The sequence below is a fragment of the Desulfovibrio aminophilus DSM 12254 genome (assembly GCF_000422565.1).
Lineage (GTDB): Bacteria > Desulfobacterota > Desulfovibrionia > Desulfovibrionales > Desulfovibrionaceae > Aminidesulfovibrio > Aminidesulfovibrio aminophilus.
The window spans coordinates 292,942-311,474 of the sequence record NZ_KE383875.1; the positions used below are offsets into that span (position 1 = coordinate 292,942).

The window sequence follows — 18,533 nt, forward strand, 5'->3', positions numbered from 1 at the left end:
ATGGCCAAAAAGCTGCTGCTCGAAATCGTCACGCCCGACCGCAAGGTCCTCTCCCAGGAAGTGGAGTATGTGGGCGCGCCCGGCGCGCTCGGCGAGTTCGGCGTGTTGCCGAGCCACATCCCCTTCCTGTCGGCTCTGGGCATCGGAAACCTCTACTTCAAGGATTCCGGGAAGGCGCACTACGTCTTCGTGGCCGGCGGCTTCTGCGAGGTGAGCGGGGACAAGGTCACCGTGCTCGCCGAGGTGGCCGAGACCGCTGCCGAGATCGACATCGAGCGCGCCCGCCGGGCTCAGGAACGGGCTCAGGCGCGGCTCGCCCAGCAACAGGAAAAGATCAACAACGCCCGGGCCCAGGCCGCTCTGCGCAAGGCTCTGGCCCGCATCAGCTGCTCCGAGTCGGCACGCCGAGCCGGAACCTGCTGAGAACGTTGATCTCCACGCCTTGAAAAAGACAGGCCGGCGAAAGCCGGCCTGTCTTTTTTTGTTTTCTTTCCCGGCGGGCCCTAGAGCCCGAAAAAACGCCCGGCGTTGTCCGCGCAGAGAGCCCACAGCTCCTCGACCGGCACGCCGCGGAGCCCGGCCACGGCCACGGCCGTGAAGCCCACCAGGGCCGGATGGTTCTGCTTCCCGCGCCAGGGCTCGGGCGTGAGGTAGGGACAGTCCGTCTCCAGCACGAGTCGGTCGGCGGGAATCCGGGCCACAGCCGCGCGCAGCGGCTCGTTGCGGGCATAGGTCACGGTTCCGGGCACGCTCACATGCCAACCCCGCGAGAGGATCTCCCGGGCCAGGGCGTCATCCCCGCCGAAGCAGTGCCACAGCAGCGGCCGGTCCCGAAAACCCATGTCGTCCAGCACGGCCAGGGTCCGGGCCTCGGCCTCGCGGCAGTGGATCACCGGCGGCAGGTCCGTCTGCCGCGCCAGTTCCAGGTGCCGTCGGAAGGCCCGCTCCTGTTCTTCCGGAGTCACGTCCTTCCAGTAGAAGTCCAGCCCGGTCTCGCCCACGGCCCGGATGCGCGGGTCGCTCCGCAGGCAGTCGAGCAGACGCTGGGCCCGGGCGTCGTCGAACCCGGCGGTGTCGTTGGGGTGCTCGGCCAGAAGAAAAAAAACCTCCGGCCGATCCGCGAACAAAGCCCGATGCTCGAGGTAGGCGTCCGGGCCGAGAAAGACGTTGCCGATGCGGCTCAGGCCCGAGGCCCGGGCGCGTTCCAGCACGGTCGTGAGCCCCATCTCGTAGTTTTCCGCGTCCAGATGGGCGTGGGTATCGACCCCGCCCGACGGCAGGCCCAGGCTCTCGGGCTCGGGCCGTTCCTTATGTTTTCTCGACATCTCGATCATCCTCGCGAAACGGGAGCCGCCGCGCCTTCCCCAAGGGAAGAGGCGGCGGCGCGAAAAAGGCGGAACCGTCTCCCGCCGGAACGGCTTATTCCTCCAAAAAGGCCCAGGTGTCCAGCACCGCCCGGCGGAAGGAATCCAGGCCGTAGGTGTCGGCCGTGGCCCGCCCGGCGGCCAGGATCGCCTTCAGGCGGTCGTCGCCGCGCTCCAGCAGACGCACGGCCTCCTCCAGACAAAGGGCCGCGTCCAGCACGTCTCCATCCGCGCACCAGAAGCCGTTGCCGCCCCAGTCCACCTCGCGCAACGGCCACCAGGGGTGGAAACGCGGCTCCTCCTGGGCCTGGCGCATGTAGTCCCAGCCGCCGAAACCGCTGAAGCCCACGCAGAGGCAGCCGCAGGCCAGCGCCTCCAGCGGCGGCAGCGGGCAGCCCTCGGGAAAGCCCGTGACCAGAAAGATGTGCGCCCGGCCCAGGGCCTCGGCCACCCCCTGGGCGGACAGACCGTCGATCTCCAGCCAGCGGACCCGGCTCCCGCCGTTGCGGGTCTCGAACAGCGCCCGGATTTGCTGGGCCAGGGCGCGGTTCTTGCGCGGCATGAAGGCCACGGTGAGCGGACCGGAGCGGTCGCCGGGGCGGAAACGCTCCAGGTCGATGCCCGGCCGCAGCACGGGCGGCCGCCTCCCCAGGGAGGTCTCCATGAACCAGGCCACGGGATCGGACACGGCCAGAAACTCCACGGGAAGCTGCGGCCACCACGTTCCGGGCGGCAGGGAGGAAAAGAGATAGGCCCAGTTCTGGCAATAGACCAGACAGCGGGCCCTGGCCTCCAGCCCCGGGGCCAGGGCGTTGACCCATCCCTCGGGCACGAGCCAGAGGTCGTCCGGGGTCAGGCGCAGGTCTTCCCACCACAGCGGCGGAGCGCAATCCTCGCTCTCTTCCGGAGTCCAGCCCGAACGGTCGCGGGGCACCAGGAAGGCTTCGCGGCCCGAACGGTGCAGAACCTCGGCCAGACGGCGGATGACGGCCACTCCGCCCGTGGGGCGCTTGACCGGCGGCAGGAAGAGCAAGGTGCGCATGAAGGCCTCCGGGGTTTCCCCTCGAAACCACAAAGCGGCCGGTTTGGCAAGTTGGGGAGGGGGAGGCGCGGTTCCGCCACGCCTCGGAGGAGCTTGGGGAGAGAAGGAAGGCGTCGACGGCCCCACCCTAGACCCGGGCGGCGTGGACATGGTTCCGGGCGGGTGCCGGGAGGGTGACGATTCGCCGATGAGCGGAAAAAGCCGACGACGGCGAATCCGGCCTGCCAGGATGCGCCGGAAACGCTTGCGAAGCTTCTTTCGAAATATTACGGACATGTAATCTTTCGGCCGTGAGCGACGGCCACAACGACAACGACCTCATGAAAAGGAGAATGATCTTGGCCCGGACCATCGCCCAAGCCCTGAACAAAAACCTCCTCGGCAACGCCCCGGACTGGTACAAACTGACCATCCTCGGGTTCCTCGTCCTGAACCCTGTGCTCTTGAACACGGTCGGCCCCTTCATCACCGGTTGGGTGCTCATCGGGGAGTTCATCTTCACCCTGGCCATGGCGCTCAAGTGCTACCCGCTCCCGGCGGGCGGCCTGCTGGCCATGGAGGCGGTCTTCCTGGGGATGACCAGTCCCCAGACGGTGTACAACGAAACCCTGCACAACTTTCCCGTGATCCTCCTGCTCATGTTCATGGTCGCGGGCATCTACTTCATGAAGGATCTGCTCCAGTACGCGTTCACCAAGATCCTCGTGCGGGTGCGTTCAAAGATCCTGATCTCGCTGCTTTTCTGCTTCGCCGGAGCCTTTCTTTCGGCCTTCCTGGACGCCCTCACGGTGACGGCGGTGATCATGGCCGTGGCCTACGGCTTCTACAACGTTTATCACCACTATGTCTCCGGCCGTTCGGGAACCTACGACCTCTGCGACGACACCATGTGCAAGGCCATGGATCAGGCGGACCTCAAGGAGTTTCGGGGATATCTGCGCAACCTCATGATGCACGGCGCCGTGGGAACCGCCCTGGGCGGAGTCTGCACCCTGGTGGGCGAACCCCAGAACCTGCTCATCGGCCATGAAATGGGCTGGAGCTTCGCCGACTTCTTCATCAAGGTCGCGCCCATCTCCATGCCGGTGCTCTTCATGGGCCTTCTGACCTGCGTCCTGGTGGAACGCTTCAAGATCAGCGGCTACGGCCACGGAATGCCCGGCAACGTCCGTTCAATCCTCATGGAGGAGTCCGCCCGACGCGACGAGGCCCGCGGCAAGCAGGGACAGGCGCAGCTGCTCATCCAGGCCTGCGCGGGCGTCTGGCTCATCATCGCCCTGGCCTTCCACCTGGCCGAGGTGGGCATCATCGGCCTCTCGGTCATCGTCGGCCTCACGGCCCTCAACGGCATCACCGACGAGCACCGCATCGGCCACGCCTTCCAGGAGGCCCTGCCGTTCACCGCCCTGCTGGTGGTCTTCTTCGCCGTGGTGGCCGTGATCCACGACCAGCACCTCTTCGCCCCGGTGATCAAGGCGGTGCTCGCCCTGGAGGGCCGGGCCCAGTTGGCGGCCTACTACATGGCCAACGGCCTGCTCTCGATGATCAGCGACAACGTCTTCGTGGCCACGGTCTACATCACCGAAACCAAGAAGGCGTTCCTGGCCTCAGGCGGGGCCATGAGCCGAGAGCAGTTCGACATGCTGGCCGTGGCCATCAACACCGGCACGAACATCCCCAGCGTGGCCACGCCCAACGGCCAGGCCGCGTTCCTCTTCCTGCTCACCTCGGCCCTGGCCCCGGTCATCCGGCTGTCCTACGGCCGCATGGTCCTGCTGGCCCTGCCCTACACCGTGGTCATGACTCTCTCGGGCCTGGTGGCCACCTGGTACATGCCCGAGGTGGAGCACTGGATTCTGAGCCTGTTCTCCTGACCTCCGACACAATGAAGCGGGGCCGCGCGGCATTTCGCCGCGCGGCCCCGCGCCTTTTCACGCCGACACGCCTTCAGCGCCGCAGACCGGCCATGAGCCGCAGGGGATTGCGGAAGAGATTCAAGGCCGAAAGCACGTCCGACACCATCAGGTCGGCCTCCTCCAAGGCCTGCACTGCCAGCCCTTCCGGCCCGAGCACGGCCACGGCCAGCCCGCTGCGTTCGAACATGAGCCGGTCGTTGATCCCGTTGCCCACGCAGGCGCAGGCCCGGGGCCCCAGGCCCATGATGTAGGTCAGCTTGGCCTGATCCTCCGGGCTTCCCTCCACCACGCTCACCGTCACCGGCAGTCCGGCCAGCCGTTCGCGGCAATTGCCCCGGGTGTCCGCCGTGAGCACATGCACGCGGACCTCTCCGGCCAGGACACGCAAAGCCTCCGCCACGCCGGGCAGCAGCTCGCCGTCCAGGGCCAGCGTGCCGTTGTAATCCAGAACGAGATGCTCGATCCGCAGATCCTTGAAGCCTGGAATGTTCAGATGAATCATGCCGCCCTCCTCGCGTCGCCCCATTATGCTCCATCACGGGTCGACACGCCAGGGGCACGGGCGTCTTGACACGGGGGAATCCCCCTCATACAGTTCCTAACCCTTCGATTTTCGACCGCATCGCCATACAGCGGGGGAGCGCAATGGTCAGCAAACTGATCGTCTCGGTCATCTATTTCGCCGTGGTCTTCTACCTGGGCTACAAGGGCTGGAAGGAGACCAAGAGCCACGCGGACTATCTGCTGGCCGGACGGCGCATGGGCCCCTTCGTCATGGCCATGTCCTACGGCGCGACCTTCATCTCCACCAGCGCCATCATCGGCTTCGGCGGAGTGGCGGCCAACTTCGGCTTCGCCATCATGTGGCTCGTTTTCCTGAACATCTTCGTGGGCATCTTCGTGGCCTTCGCGATCTTCGGCAAGCGCACCCGGCGCATGGGCTTGGCCCTGGATTCGCACACCTTCCCGGAACTTCTCGGGCGTCGCTACCGTTCCAAGTTCATGCAGTCCTTTTCCGGGGCGGTCATCTTCCTCTTCATCCCGCTCTACGCCGCGGCCGTGCTCATCGGCATCTGCCGAATGATGGAGGTCTCGCTCAGCGTGGACTTCCACCTGGCCCTGGTTCTCATGACGCTGATCCTGGCGGTGTACGTCATCACCGGCGGACTGAAGGCCGTCATGTACACCGAGGCCTTCCAGGGAGCCATCATGGTCGGCATGATGCTCATGCTCCTGGTGGTGGCCTACTCCAAGCTCGGCGGAGTGGCCCAGGCCCACCAGACGCTCACGGACATGGCCCCGCTGGTGCCGGAAAAGCTCAAGGCCATCGGTCTCCTGGGCTGGACCCAAGGCATCGCCTTCCCCTCGCCGCTGTGGATGATCATGTACACCTCGCTCATCTACGGCGTGGGCTTCGGCGTCCTGGCCCAGCCCCAGCTCATCGTGCGCTTCATGACCGTGCCCAGCGACCGGGAGCTGAACCGGGGCGTGATCTACGGCGGACTGTTCATCCTGCTCATCCCCGGCGTGGCCTACGTGGTGGGGGCGCTGTCCAACGCGATCTTCTTCCAGCAGTTCGGCAAGATCTCCATCGACATGGCCCAGGGCAACGTGGACAAGATCATCCCCACGTTCATCGAAACCATCATGCCGCCCTGGTATTCGACGCTCTTCCTCCTGGCCATGTTCGCGGCGGCCATGTCCACCCTGGCCTCCCAGTACCACGTGGGCGGCACGGCCCTGGGCCGAGACGTCTGCGAACAGTTCTCCAAGACCGCCAAGGCCAAGCCCGGCCCGGTGGCCCGCGCGGCCGTCACGGCCACGGTCTTCATCACCCTGCTTTGGGCCTGGGTTCTGCCGGAATCCATCATCGCCCGGGCCACGGCCTTCTTCTTCGGCCTCTGCCTGGCCTCCTTCCTGCCCGCATTCCTGCTGGGACTCTACTGGAGAGGCATGACCAAGACCGGGGCCCTGGCCTCGCTCTTCGGCGGCTTTCTCGCCTCCATGTTCTGGATGTTCTTCGTCAACAAGCAGTTGGCCGAGACCTTCGGAATATGCAAGGCCCTGACGGACCAGAGCACGCTGCTGGCCGGAGCCGCCCCCGGCACCTGGCCGTTCCTGCTCCAATTCGTGGACCCCAACGTCATGGCCCTGCCGGTGTCCTTCGCCCTGGCCGTGCTGGCGAGCCTGGTGAGCACGAAATTCGAGACCGAGCACCTGGACCGGTGTTGGCGCAATTACTGAGAAAACCCGGCATCGAACGAAAACGGCCCTGGAGCTTGCTCCAGGGCCGTTTTCGTTTTTCCCGAGGGGAAGTCCCTAACCGGCCGCGTTCGGCAGAACCCGCAACAGGTCGTCGGCGGCCCGCTCCCCGGCCGCCAGGGCCTCGGCCCCGCGATGGAAGTCCAGAAAGCGGATGTGCCCCACGGCCGGGGCCAGGAGATGATCGGGAGGATCGGCGCGCAGCCGCTCGGCCTTGATGGTCCGCTGGGCGATCCCCAGGGCGCCGATGATGGTCTCCACGATGCTCGGCAGCGGGTCGCCCGCGTCCTCCTCCAGCCAGCGGTTCAACAGTTCGGCGGCCAGGGCCTGCCCGCCGCCCAGGCGCGGCCCCAGGGCCGTGAGCAGACGCGCGGCGTTGTCTTTGAGAAATCCGGTGAGCGGCGAGGCGGTATCCCCGTTGCGTTCCGCCTGGGGCTCCAGCAGGTCACGGCTCACGTCCACGGCCACCACCGCGCCCCCCCCCAGGCGGCGGCATGGTCCCACGGGCAGGGGCTCGGCCAACGCGCCGTCGAGCATGGGCTGTCCTTCCCAGAGCCCCGGCGTGAGGACGCCCGGCACGGCGATGGAGGCCCTCACGGCGTCCAGAAGCGTTCCATGGGTCAAAACCAGGGGTTCGCCGTCGCGGGCCCGCACGGCCACCACGGCCAACGGAGGCGAACAGTCCTCCAGCCGCCGGACGCGCAGAAACTCGCCCAGGGTCTCCATGAGCCGCCCTCCCTCCAGAAGCCCGGCGCGGGGAAAGACCGGATCGGCCAGGCGCAGGGCCTCCAGCCGGGAGAGATCTGCGGCCCAGCGGCAGAAACCCTCCAGGTCGCCTCCGCAGAACACCGCGCCGACAAGGGCCCCGATGCTCGAGCCGGCCACGCGGCGCGGCCGCACCCCGGCCCGCAGCAGGCCGCGCAGAAGACCGGCGTGGGCCAGCCCGCGGGCGCCGCCAGCGCCCAGAGCCAATCCGAAGTCCATAGGGGAGGCCTCCGTCGCGCTAGAACTCGCGCATGGCGTAGCGTTCGATCTGGTGCTTGTAGGCCAGGACGCCTTCGACGATGCCGTCGGCGAGGTACTTCAGGTAGTAGTCGGACTTGAGGCGGGAGGCCTCGGCCTTGTTGGTGACGTAGCCCAGTTCCACGAGCACGGCGGGCATCTTCGCGCCCATGAGCACGTAGAATGGAGCCTCGCGCACGCCGTGGTCGCGCAGGCTCCAGTTGGCGCGTACGGACTTGACCACCTCGCGCTGCACGCCCTTGGCCAGATCCGTGCTCTCCTTCATCTTGGAGTTGAGCATGAGGTCGGTGAGGATGAACTGCAGGTCGCTGATGCGCTTGGCGTCCACCGCGTTCTCACGGGCGGCCACGCGCACGGCGTCCTCAGTGCGGGCCAAGTTCAGGGTGTAGGTCTCCAGGCCGCTGACCCGGCTGTCGGTGTTGGCGTTGCAGTGGATGGAGATGAAGATGTCGGCCTTGCGGGCGTTGGCCATGGCCGTGCGCTTCTCCAGGGGGATGAAGATGTCCGTGGTGCGCGTGTAGAGAACGTTGAAGCCCTGGTCCTTGAGCTTGCGGCCCAGGATCTTGGCGAACTGGAGATTGACGTCCTTCTCGCGCAGACCGTTGGCGGCCGCGCCGCCATCCCGGCCGCCGTGGCCCGGATCGATCATGATCGTGTCGATGGTCAGGCCCAGCTGCTCGATCAGGTTGTTGGCCATGCTCTTGCTGCCCTTGAGCTTGAGCGGCTTGATCGGACTGCCCTTGCGGGACTTCTTCGCCGGAGCGGGCGCGGGCTCGTCCTCGGGCTCGGGCTTGAGCACCGCGCGGGCGGGCTTCTCTTCCTTGGCCGAGGCGTAGACGTCGATCACCAGACGGTAGGGGTCGGAAAGGGGAAAGACCTTGTAATCCTGAAGTTCCTGGAAATCGATGACCACCCGGGTGGTGTCCGGATCCTTCTGGCCGCTGCGGATATTGCGCAGGATGCCGTCGGAAACCTTGACCTGCGGCGGCACACCCTTGCCCACGGTGGTTTCGGCCAAGTCCACATAGAGCCGGTGGGGGCGGTTCACCTCCGGGGCCGGGGGCAGAAGCTGGTAGCGGTACTTGACCTCCCCGGAAACGTCCAGGATGACGCGGGTGTAGTCGTCGCTGCTGGTGTAACGGACCTCGCCGAGCACGGCGCGGCCCGAGCCCGCCGGGCGGCCCTTGATGCCGGCCGGGGATTCATGGGTCGGGGTTTCGGGCTCGGCGGCGGCCTGGGCGGGAGCCGGACGGGGCGCGGGCTTGGCCGGGGCCTGCGCCTTGGGCGCCGGAGCGGCCTTGGGCGTCGGAGTCTGGGCCAGGAGCTTGCGGGCCTTGGCCGCCTGATCGCCCTTGGGGTGCCGTTTGAGCAGGGTCTCCAGATCCTCGCGTCCCTGGGCCGTCTGGTCCAGGCGATTGATGCGCAATTCCGCCGACCGGTACAGGCAGTCGTCGGCCCAGCCGTGACGGGGGTAGCGCTTGACGAACTGGGCGTAGAACTCCAGCGCCTTGGCGTAGTCCTTGTCGCTGCCGCTCCGGTCGCCCAGCTCCTCCTGGACCCGGCCGAGATAGAACAGACATTTTGGGGCCACGCCGCTCTTGGGGTTCTTCTTGAGAATCTCGGCGAAGGACTCCCCGACCTTGTCCCATTCGTGCCGCAGCTTGGCGCGCTTGGAGTCCTTGGTCAGGGAATAAAAATCCTTGTAGGCCTGGGAAAACTGCTCGGCGGCGGTGGCCGCCTGGGACGGGGTCGCCGCCAGGATCAGGACGCAAGCGAGGAGCGCCGGAGCCAGGCCCCGGCGAAGGGAGGAGAGGAAAGGCCGCGACAGATTCAAGCGCATGTTCCGGTTCCAGGCTCACGCCCCGCCGCCGGAACGCGGCGAGGCCAAGCGTCGGCGTGGGCCGCCGTGGGCGACCCGGTTCGCGGGGCGACTTGGCGATGCGGGGAAACGCCGGCCGTTCCCCTGCTGGCAAGAGCATACTCCGTGAAAATCTAAAAAAAGTCCAGACCGACCGGGCGAAATCCCGGCGGAACACCGACCTCCGACGGAAGGAACGGATGTGATTTTTTGTTCCGAGGCGTTGCCTTGATTCCGAATAGCCTGCATATTCGAGAGAAAGGCGGTGTCTTCCCGGGAGTCCCATGCAGCAGGTGATCGTGGTCAACATCTCGGACATGAAGGTCTCCAGGAAACCGGGGGACGTGCTCACGACCTACTCCCTGGGCTCCTGCGTGGGTGTGGCCGCCTGGGATCCCAAGGCCCTGGTGGGAGGCCTCATCCACTGCCTGCTGCCGCTGTCCACCTCTTCACCCCTGCGGGCCCAGGAAAATCCGTACATGTTCGTGAACACCGGCGTGGGAACCATGCTCAAGACCCTCTTCCGCATGGGCGCCACCCGGGAAAGCATCATTCTCAAGGCCGCGGGGGGGGCCGACATGCGCGGCGACGACCTCTTCCATACCGGAGCACGCAACACCGAAGTGTTGCGAGAGCTGCTCACCCGCCACGGCTTCACCCTGGCCGCCGCGGAATTCGGCGGCTCCATCCCGCGCGGCTTGACCCTGTTCACGGACACCGGCAGGGTGTCGGTCAAGACCTTCGGCAAGGAGCACGACCTATGAGCCGACGCGAGGAAATCCTGGCCCGCGTCAAGACCGTGGAGGCCCTGCCATCGGCCATCCGGCAGGCCATCGATCTGCTCGCGGACGCGGACGCGGACATGGGCGAACTGGCCCGGATCATCGAGTACGACCCCGGCCTGACCGCCAACGTCCTGCGGCTGGTCAACTCCTCCTATTTCGGCGGCCTGCGGACCATCACCTCCCTGCGCGAGGCCGTGGTCCGGCTCGGCGCGGGACAGGTCTTCCAATTGCTCATCGCCTGCGGCGTGATCCCCTGCATGCGCGCCGAGATCAAGGGCTACGGCCTGCCCCGAGGCATGCTCCTGGAACATTCGGTGGTCACCGCCGTGGCCGCGCGGACCGTGGCCCGCGAACTGGGCCTGACCGCGCCGGACCACACCTTCACCGCGGCGCTCCTGTCCAACATCGGCAAGATCGTGCTCGGCACCTTTCTGGAGGTGGACGCCGCACCCATCCTGGACATCGTCACGCGCCGGGGCCTGAGCTTCGAAGAAGCGGAGGAGGCCGTGCTCGGCGTCAGCCACGACGAGGTGGGCGCGGCCCTGTTGGAGCACTGGCGTCTGCCCGAATCCATCGTCTACGTGGTGCGCTGGCGACTGAAAACCGAACAGGCCCCTCGCCGGGATCTGGCTCTGGACTTGGTGCACATGGGCAGCGCCCTGGCCATGATGACCGGGCTCGGAGTGGGTCTGGACGGACTCAACTACCGCCCGTCTCCGGAGGCGGCCCGACGCCTGGGGCTGGACACGGCGGGACTGGAGACGGCCCTGGCCTCGGTGATCACGGCCCTGGATGAGGTGCGGGCCCTGTTCAGTTGAAGCCGAAAGCGAGATTATAATGCCCCGCCGTTTCGCTTTCCTGGTATACGGAAGGTGGGTTCAGGCGACGTGCCGAGCTGGACAAGCCGAACTCCCCGGAGGCTTCCCAACCTCCATCCTCCCCCAGGGCCGGGATTCTTCCCGGCCCTTTCCTCGGGCGGCCGCGTCGCCAACAGCCCTCAAGCAGATTTGGCCGCCCGATCCCGCTCCCCATCCAGCCGGGAACGCCGGCTCCGGGCCGCGCGCGCGGGCAGGCAGACGCCCACCAGTTCGAACCCCAGGGCCTTGGCCATGGTCCGCAGAGGGTCCACATTGTCGGTCACGCGCATGATCTCCAGCAGGGTCTCCGCGCCGAGCTTGGCCTGCGCGTCGAAGGGATTGAGTTCACGCAAAAGCGTGGAATAGGGCTTGCCGATGGCCTCGGCCACCTCCCGAGCCGGTTTCCCGCCTTCCAGCACGGCCTGCTGCGCCTGCCTGATGATCTCGCCTTTCATGCCGCCCCCCCTTGGAGTCCTTGCACCGGTCGCCGTTTGGGCTGAGTCCCGCCCCAGCCACGATCGGAAAAGAAAATTCCATTGCACTATACACCATGGCCGTCATTTCGGGCAAGACTCCCCATATTCACAAATCTCTTTCTTTCTGCCGGAGCGGTTTTTTCCTGTTTTTTTCCCGGCAATCATGCGATAGCATTTGACAATCACAACCCGTGACGGGCGGGGGATTTGGGGAGGCGGACATGGCGCGGGTTCTCATCGCGGACGGGGACGAGCAGCGGCGGATCGACCTGGCCGGGGCCGTTCGCGACGAGGGGCACCAGGTGGACTTGGCCGGAGACGGCGAGATCGTGCTGAATCTGACGCGCGGGCAGGTCTACGACGCCGTCTGCCTGGACCTGGATCTGCCCGGCGGGGAGGATCTGCTGGCGCGTCTGCGGGCTCTGCCCGATCCGCCGGAGATCATCGCCCTGGCCTCCGAAAGCGACCCAGCCGCCATGGAAGACGCCCTGCGCAGCGGAGCCTGGGAGTGCCTGGGCACACCCTGCGCACCTCAACTGGCGCTGGCCCCGCTGCGCCGCGCCCTGCGCTCACGCGCCCGGCGGGCGGACCTCGAGCCGCGCATCCTCCAACGCGACAATCTTGTCGGCGAAAGTCCCCGGCTGCGTATCTGCCTGGACCGCCTGGCCCAGGCCGCGGCCTGCGAAGTGGATGTGCTCATCAGCGGCGAAACCGGCACGGGCAAGGAACTCTTCGCCCGGGCCATTCACGAGAACAGCCGCCGACGCCAGGAACCCTTCGTGGTCGTGGACTGCACGGCCCTGCCCGCCACCCTGGCCGAGAGCATCCTCTTCGGCCACGCCCGGGGGGCTTTCACCGGCGCGGATACGGCCCGCGACGGCCTGGTGCGCGAAGCCCACGGCGGCACCCTCTTCCTGGACGAGGTCGGCGAACTGCCCCTGGATTTGCAGGCCAAGTTCCTGCGCGTGCTCCAGGAACGCCGCTTCCGGCCCGTGGGCTCCACCCGCGAGGTGGAGAGCCGTTTCCGCCTGGTGGCCGCGACCAACCGGGACATCGCGGCCATGGCCGAACAGCGGACCTTCCGGGTGGATCTCATGTTCCGGCTGCGGGCCTTCGTCATCGAACTGCCGCCCCTGCGGGAGCGCAAGGACGACATCAAGGATCTGGTGCATCATTACCTGGCCCGCACGGGCGGCCGCTTCCAGGGCGGCATCAAGGGCGTCTCGCCGGACTTCGTTCAGGCTCTCTGGCGGCACGACTGGCCAGGCAACGTGCGCGAACTCTTCCAGGTTCTGGAGACGAGTCTGGCCTCGGCCCAGGCCGAGCCGACCCTCTACCCCCAGCACCTGCCCATGGATCTGCGGGTGAAGCTCGTCCGCGAGGCGGCCCGGCCCTCCGCCGGCCCGCCGGGGGACGGGCGGGAGGGCATGCCCATGCCCGAGCTGCAACCCTGGCGAGAATACCGCGACAAGGCCATGGACGTCATCGAGCGGCTCTACTTCCGCGACCTCGCCGCCCATTGCCGGGGCGACATGATCCACGCCTGCCGGATATCCGGGCTCAAGCCCGCGCGGCTTTACCAACTGCTGAAAAAGCACGGCGCCGGACGTTCCGGCGGCAGGACCTGAGACGCCTTTTTCCGGCCTTCCGCCTTGCCTTTCCCTCCGCCTTGGGGCATATGCTGGAGAAGGTATCGTCCAGCGCATACCCATGTCCATTCCGTGGAGCGCAACCCGGCACATGAGCCCGAAACGACCGCTGACCGTCCTGGTGGTGGAGGACAATCCCGTGAACCGGGAGGTGGTCTGCTGCTTCCTCGCGGATCTGGGCCACGCCGCCCGCGTCGCGACCAACGGCCTGGAGGCCCTGGCCGCCCTGGCCGAGGGGCCCTGCGACATCGTGCTCATGGACCTGGAGATGCCGCTCATGGACGGCTTCGAGGCCACCCGCCGCATCCGTCTGGGCGAGGCGGGAGAGGTCGGCCGCCGCGTGCCCATCGTGGCCGTCACGGCCCACTCGCTGCCCGAATTCCGCCGCCGCTGCCTGGAGACCGGCATGAACGCCTTCACGGCCAAGCCGGTGCGCCTGGAGGCTCTGATGGAGACCATCCGGGATCTCTGCCCGAACGTCTTCGGGCGGCCGGTGCTGGACGTGCGCAAGGGACTGGACAACCTGAACGGCAAGCGGGAGCTGTACGAGCGCATCTGCGCCACGTTCCTGGACGACATCCCGCCCCGCCGCCGGGCCCTGCTCCAGGGACGCGACTCCGGGGACAACGCGGCCCTGGAACATCAGGCCCATTCCCTCAAGGGTTCGGCCGGACTGGTGGGCGCGCTCGGATTGCAGGAGGCGGCGCGGGCCCTGGAGACCTGCGCCCGGGACGGCGGCGAACTGGACCGCTGCCTGGAGGGCCTGCTCCACTCTCTGGATTCGCTGGAGCGCGAGCTGCGCTCACGCCGGGGCGCCCCGGCCGTCAACGCGCCGGAGCCCGGGTGCGCAGGAACGCGCTCAGGTTGACTTTCTCGCCCTTGATCCCGAGCTTGGCCCGAATGTTCTTGCGGTGGGTCTGCACGGTCTCCATGGAGCAGTTCAATAGATCGGCGATCTCCTTGCTCCCCCTGCCCAGCTCCAGATAGCGGCAGACCTCCATCTCCGTGGGAGTCAGGCCGAACAGGGCCGGCCCCGGCCCGCCGTCGCCGCAGAGCCTGGACAACTCCTCGCGCAGCACCGTGAGGAAACGCGCCCGCACCTCCGGGGAGGACTCCCGGGCCATGCGCTCGGCCACGGGCAGGACGCGGCCGACGATCCCCGCGCCGAATTCCTGGACGATGGCCCGCTTCTCCCGCTCCACCGCGCCGAGCACGTTGCGCAGGGTGACGTTCATGCCCTCCACCTGCGACTTCTCCTGGGCCAGGCGCTCGTTGGCCTCGGTCAGTTCGAGGGTCTTGGCGCGGACCTCTTCGGCCAAGCGCTCGTGATAGCGCCAGTTCTCGCGCAGTACGCGGGCGTGGGCCAGGGCCTTGTCCAGCACATGCCGCAGAAGGTCGGGATCCTGGATGGGCTTGACCACGTAGTCCCAGGCTCCCCGCCGCAACGCCCCCACCGCGTTGCGGATCTCGGTGGTGGCCGAAACCACCACCACGGGCACTCCCGGGGCCTCGGCGGCCATGGCGTCGAGCACGGCCAAGCCGTCCAGCCGGGGCATGCGCAGGTCGAGCAGGACCATGTCCGGCGCGGCCTCGCGGAAGCGCCGCAACCCCTCCTCGCCGTCGGCGGCCTCCAGGAGCTCGTGCCCCATGTCCTCAAGGATGCCCGCGAAATAGACGCGGAAGACCGGATCGTCGTCCACCACCAGGATGCGGGCCCTGGCCGTCGTCTGCGTATCCCTCATCGCGATCCTCCCGTTCCGGAACATGCGGCATCTTCCCTATAAACGGCGAGGGCCGCCCTGCCAACCTCCAGCAGGAGAAAAGATTGGCAACCCATGCAACTCTCTGCTAAAAAACGGGGCATACCCGGAGGGAGGGATGGATACCCAAGGATACGGACGGCTGCGCCGCAAGATCATGACCGTAACCCTGGTTTTCTCCCTGGTGCCGTTGTTCGCGCTGGGATTCTTCGTCCATCTCCAATTTTCAAAGACCTACCACGAGAAGCTCGCACGCAACCTGGAACGAGCGGTGGACAACCGCCAGAAGGCCCTGGACATCTTTCTCGATGAACGGGTGTCCCAGCTCAAAAGCCTGGCCTACACCCACTCCTACCAGCAACTCTCCGACCCCGCCCGACTCAACGCCATCTTCAACGTCATCCAGACCAACTCCAAGTCCTACGTCGACCTGGGCGTCATCGACCAGAACGGCGAGCACATGGCCTACGTCGGCCCATTCTCCCTCAAGCGCGTGAACTACAAGGACGAGCCCTGGTTCCACGAGACCATGCTCAAGGGCCAATACGTCTCGGACGTGTTCATGGGCTTCCGCAAATTCCCGCACTTCATCATCGCGGTCATGCGCCGCGAGGGCGACCGGACCTGGATTCTGCGGGCCACCATCGATTCCGAGGCGTTCAGCTCCCTGGTCCGGGGCATCCACGCGGGCGAACTGGGCGACGCCTACCTGGTCAACGCCGAGGGCGTGCTCCAGACCAGTTCCCGCTTCGCCGGGCCGGTGATGAGCAAGCTTTCCATGACCCTGCCCAGCCCGACCATGGCCGGGAACAAGGACGGCACGATCATCGAGGAACGTCCGGTCAAGGACCGGACCATGATCGTGGGCATGGCCTGGCTCCAGCGCGTGCCCTGGCTCCTGGTCATCATGGAGGATCCCAAGGAGGAGCTCTCGGCTCTGGTGCGCGCCCAGTCCATCGCGGCCGCCATGGTGGCCGGAGGCATCCTGCTGATCATCACCGGCGCGGCCCTGACCGCCCGTTCGATCATCAACAAGCTCATCAAGGCCGATCGCGAGAAGGCCGCCCTGGACGCCTCGCTCATGCAGTCCAGCAAGATGGCCGCGCTGGGCAAGCTGGCCGCGGGCGTGGCCCACGAGGTGAACAATCCGCTCACGCTCATCCGCGAAAGCGCGGGCTGGATCAAGGATCTCCTCATCGACGAGGATCCGGAGAAGATGCTCCACCTGGAGGAGATCGACACCGCGGCCAACAAGATCGAGATACACGTGGACCGGGCCAAGGCCGTGACCCACCGCATGCTCGGCTTCGGACGGCGCATGGAGCCCATGCAGGAGAACGTCTCCCTGAACCTGCTCACGGACCAGACCCTGAAGTTCCTGGAGAGCGAGGCCCTGCACCGCAACATCGAGATCATCAAACGCCTGGACGAGTCCATTCCCAACACCACCACGGACATGGCCCAAATCCAGCAGGTGATCCTGAACATCCTGGACAACGCCATCGACGCCGTGGGCTCGGACGGCAGCATCACCGTGTCCACCGGCAAGAGCGAGAACGGCCACGAGATTTACGTGGCCATCGCGGACACCGGCTGCGGCATCCCCAAGGAAAAGCTGAACACGATCTTCGATCCCTTCTTCACCACCAAGAGGGTCGGCGAGGGCACGGGCCTGGGCCTGGCCATCTGCTACGGCATCCTGGAAAAGCTGGGCGGCCGCATCGAGGTGGGCAGCGAGGAAGGCAAGGGCTCCACCTTCACGGTGTTCTTACCGCTGGTCTGACCAAGGGAGCGTGACATGGAGAAGGCGCGGGTGCTCGTCGTGGACGATGAAAAGGAATTCGTGGACCTTTTCGTCAACCGCTTCAACAAACGCAACGTCCTGGCCCTGGGAGCGGGCAGCGGCCAGGAGGCCCTGAAGACGCTCCAGGAGGAACCCGTGGACGTGGTCGTCCTGGACCTCAAGATGCCCGGCATGGACGGCATCGAGACCCTCAAGGAAATCAAGAAGCGCCACCCCCTGGTGGAGGTCATCATGCTCACCGGCCACGGCTCCGTGGAGGCCGGGCTCCAGGGCATGGGGCACGGGGCTTACGACTTCATCATGAAGCCCTTCAACATCGAGGACCTGCTCGTGCGCATCAACAAGGCCCGCGAGCGCAAGGCCCTGAACGAAAAGCGGCAGGAATAGGGCATGGAACCCCTGCTGCATTCGGAGCAAGGACGCAAGCTCCTGCGGCTGGGCCCGGCGCTGCTGGTGTTCACCTCGGCCTTCGCGGCCCGCTTTCTGCCCGAATGGGGCCGGCTGGCCCTGGGCTTGGCCACGGCCGGGGCCGTATACTGGGCCGTATCCTGGCTGGCGGACAAGACCGTGCGCTCCCGCCAGGAGGAATGCCGTCTGGGCGAGGAGCTGCTGCAATCCCAGAAGATGGCCGCCGTGGGCCAGCTCTCCTCGGGCATCGCGCACGAGATCAACACCCCCCTGGCGGTCATCGGCCAGGAGGCCGAACTCCTGCTCCTGGACCTCGAATCCGAGGCCCTCAAATCCCGGCCCGAGTTGGACGGCACGCGCGAGGGCGTACGCCAGATCGCCCTCCAGGTGGAACGCTGCCGGGAGATCACCCACAAGCTCCTCTCGCTCTCGCGCAAGCTGGAGGCCATCGTCCAGGACACGGACGTGAACGCCCTGGCCGAGGACATGGCCCTGCTGGTGGAGAAGGAGGCCGGGCTCAAGTCCATCGTCATCCACCGCAACTACGCCCCGGCCCTGCCCCCGGCGGCCACGGACCCGGCCCTGCTGCGCCAGGTGATCCTGAATCTTCTGAACAACGCCATGCAGGCCGTGGGCTGCCAGGGCAGCGTGACCGTGAGCACGGACATGCCCGCCCGCGACCGGGTGCGCATCACGGTGGACGACACCGGCCCGGGCATCTCGCCGGAAAACATCTCCAAGATCTTCAACCCGTTCTTCACCACCAAGCCGCCCGGACAGGGCACGGGTCTCGGGCTCTCCATGTGCCTGACCATCATGGAGCGGCTGGGAGGAACCATCCAGGCCGCCAGCCCCCCCGGACAGGGCGCCCGCTTCGAGGTCGTCCTGCCCCTTCGCCGCCAGGCGGCCTGAACCCCAAGGAGGAACCCATGACCGCAACCGCAGCCAAGGTGCTCGTGGTGGACGACGAGGAGCGCTTCGGCCAGAACATGGTCAAAATCCTCGAAGCCAACGGCCTCAAGGCCCGTCACGCCGCCGGCGGCGAGGAGGCCCTGGCCGAGGCGGCCCGCAAGCCCTACGACGTGATCCTTCTGGACATGAAGATGGCCGGGCTCTCGGGCAAGGAAGTGCTTCGGCGACTGGGCGAGGCCAGGAACCCGGCCAAGGTCGTGGTCCTCACCGGCCACGCCTCGGTGGACGACGCCGTGGAGCTCATCAACATGGGAGCCTACGACTACCTGCTCAAGCCCTGCAAGACCGATGAACTGCTGCGCATGATCAGCCTGGCCTTCGAACAGCGCCAGGTGGAGCAGCGCAACCTGGGCTGAT

Annotated in this window: 18 protein-coding genes; 11 read left to right on the forward strand and 7 right to left on the reverse strand. The window is 66.7% G+C overall.

The annotated features are described in order from the left end of the window. Nucleotides 1-423 carry a F0F1 ATP synthase subunit epsilon gene (locus H587_RS0113875; protein WP_027176759.1) on the forward strand — a complete coding sequence of 141 codons (423 nt, stop codon included), beginning with the start codon at nt 1-3 and terminating at the stop codon, nt 421-423. A gap of 80 nt (nt 424-503) precedes the next feature. On the opposite strand, the gene H587_RS0113880 is transcribed toward H587_RS0113875, so the two are convergent. Next, complete coding sequence (locus tag H587_RS0113880; protein WP_027176760.1) at nt 504-1,325, reverse strand: TatD family hydrolase; 822 nt, start codon at nt 1,323-1,325, stop codon at nt 504-506. A gap of 94 nt (nt 1,326-1,419) precedes the next feature. Then, nucleotides 1,420-2,406, reverse strand: coding sequence for a glycosyltransferase family protein (locus H587_RS0113885; protein WP_027176761.1), 987 nt, complete (start codon nt 2,404-2,406; stop codon nt 1,420-1,422). 338 nt (nt 2,407-2,744) lie between these two features. Here H587_RS0113885 and nhaB point away from each other — a divergent pair, with 338 nt between their 5' ends. After that, nucleotides 2,745-4,280, forward strand: a complete 1,536-nt coding sequence (gene nhaB, locus H587_RS0113890) for a sodium/proton antiporter NhaB (RefSeq protein ID WP_027176762.1) — start codon at nt 2,745-2,747, stop codon at nt 4,278-4,280. Between the two features lie 73 nt (nt 4,281-4,353). On the opposite strand, the gene H587_RS0113895 is transcribed toward nhaB, so the two are convergent. After that, nucleotides 4,354-4,824 carry an HAD family hydrolase gene (locus H587_RS0113895; RefSeq protein ID WP_027176763.1) on the reverse strand — a complete coding sequence of 157 codons (471 nt, stop codon included), beginning with the start codon at nt 4,822-4,824 and terminating at the stop codon, nt 4,354-4,356. Between the two features lie 143 nt (nt 4,825-4,967). Here H587_RS0113895 and H587_RS0113900 point away from each other — a divergent pair, with 143 nt between their 5' ends. Further along, nucleotides 4,968-6,566, forward strand: coding sequence for a sodium:solute symporter family protein (locus H587_RS0113900; protein ID WP_027176764.1), 1,599 nt, complete (start codon nt 4,968-4,970; stop codon nt 6,564-6,566). Nucleotides 6,567-6,641: 75 nt separating this feature from the next. On the opposite strand, the gene H587_RS0113905 is transcribed toward H587_RS0113900, so the two are convergent. Together H587_RS0113905 and H587_RS0113910 are read right to left on the reverse strand one after the other, a co-directional pair. Next, a complete protein-coding gene (locus tag H587_RS0113905; protein ID WP_027176765.1) occupies nt 6,642-7,568 on the reverse strand; it encodes a patatin-like phospholipase family protein in 927 nt (308 codons plus the stop codon). A 19-nt stretch (nt 7,569-7,587) separates the two neighbouring features. Continuing rightward, on the reverse strand, nt 7,588-9,447 hold the full coding sequence (locus tag H587_RS0113910; RefSeq protein ID WP_051202885.1) for an N-acetylmuramoyl-L-alanine amidase: 1,860 nt from the start codon (nt 9,445-9,447) through the stop codon (nt 7,588-7,590). Nucleotides 9,448-9,749: 302 nt separating this feature from the next. Here H587_RS0113910 and H587_RS0113915 point away from each other — a divergent pair, with 302 nt between their 5' ends. Beyond that, entirely contained in the window at nt 9,750-10,229 is a 480-nt protein-coding gene (locus H587_RS0113915) for a chemotaxis protein CheD (RefSeq protein ID WP_027176767.1), read from the forward strand. Next, on the forward strand, nt 10,226-11,068 hold the full coding sequence (locus tag H587_RS0113920) for an HDOD domain-containing protein (RefSeq protein ID WP_027176768.1): 843 nt from the start codon (nt 10,226-10,228) through the stop codon (nt 11,066-11,068). The genes H587_RS0113915 and H587_RS0113920 overlap by 4 nt, the downstream gene beginning before the upstream one ends. Nucleotides 11,069-11,247: 179 nt before the next feature. On the opposite strand, the gene H587_RS18830 is transcribed toward H587_RS0113920, so the two are convergent. Beyond that, nucleotides 11,248-11,562, reverse strand: a complete 315-nt coding sequence (locus H587_RS18830; RefSeq protein WP_051202888.1) for a phage regulatory CII family protein — start codon at nt 11,560-11,562, stop codon at nt 11,248-11,250. A 242-nt stretch (nt 11,563-11,804) separates the two neighbouring features. On the opposite strand from H587_RS18830, the gene H587_RS0113930 reads away from it, so the two are divergent. Both H587_RS0113930 and H587_RS0113935 read left to right on the forward strand, forming a co-directional pair. Further along, the gene (locus H587_RS0113930) at nt 11,805-13,211 is read left to right on the forward strand and encodes a sigma-54-dependent transcriptional regulator (RefSeq protein WP_027176769.1); all 1,407 of its coding nucleotides are present in this window, start codon (nt 11,805-11,807) and stop codon (nt 13,209-13,211) included. Between the two features lie 112 nt (nt 13,212-13,323). Next, on the forward strand, nt 13,324-14,100 hold the full coding sequence (locus H587_RS0113935; RefSeq protein WP_027176770.1) for a response regulator: 777 nt from the start codon (nt 13,324-13,326) through the stop codon (nt 14,098-14,100). Here the strand turns inward: H587_RS0113935 and H587_RS19855 are convergent. Continuing rightward, complete coding sequence (locus H587_RS19855) at nt 14,057-14,974, reverse strand: DNA-binding response regulator (protein WP_051202890.1); 918 nt, start codon at nt 14,972-14,974, stop codon at nt 14,057-14,059. The genes H587_RS0113935 and H587_RS19855 overlap by 44 nt on opposite strands. Before the next feature lie 136 nt (nt 14,975-15,110). Between H587_RS19855 and H587_RS0113945 the strand changes: the two genes are divergently transcribed. From H587_RS0113945 to H587_RS0113960, 4 genes are read left to right on the forward strand one after another with little or no spacing between them, the layout of a single operon-like run. Beyond that, entirely contained in the window at nt 15,111-16,775 is a 1,665-nt protein-coding gene (locus H587_RS0113945; protein ID WP_027176771.1) for a sensor histidine kinase, read from the forward strand. Nucleotides 16,776-16,790: 15 nt separating this feature from the next. Next, nucleotides 16,791-17,183, forward strand: coding sequence for a response regulator (locus H587_RS0113950; RefSeq protein WP_027176772.1), 393 nt, complete (start codon nt 16,791-16,793; stop codon nt 17,181-17,183). A 3-nt stretch (nt 17,184-17,186) separates the two neighbouring features. Next, entirely contained in the window at nt 17,187-18,116 is a 930-nt protein-coding gene (locus tag H587_RS18840) for a sensor histidine kinase (RefSeq protein WP_051202892.1), read from the forward strand. 17 nt (nt 18,117-18,133) lie between these two features. After that, complete coding sequence (locus H587_RS0113960; RefSeq protein WP_027176773.1) at nt 18,134-18,532, forward strand: response regulator; 399 nt, start codon at nt 18,134-18,136, stop codon at nt 18,530-18,532. The last annotated feature ends 1 nt before the right edge of the window (nt 18,533 follow it).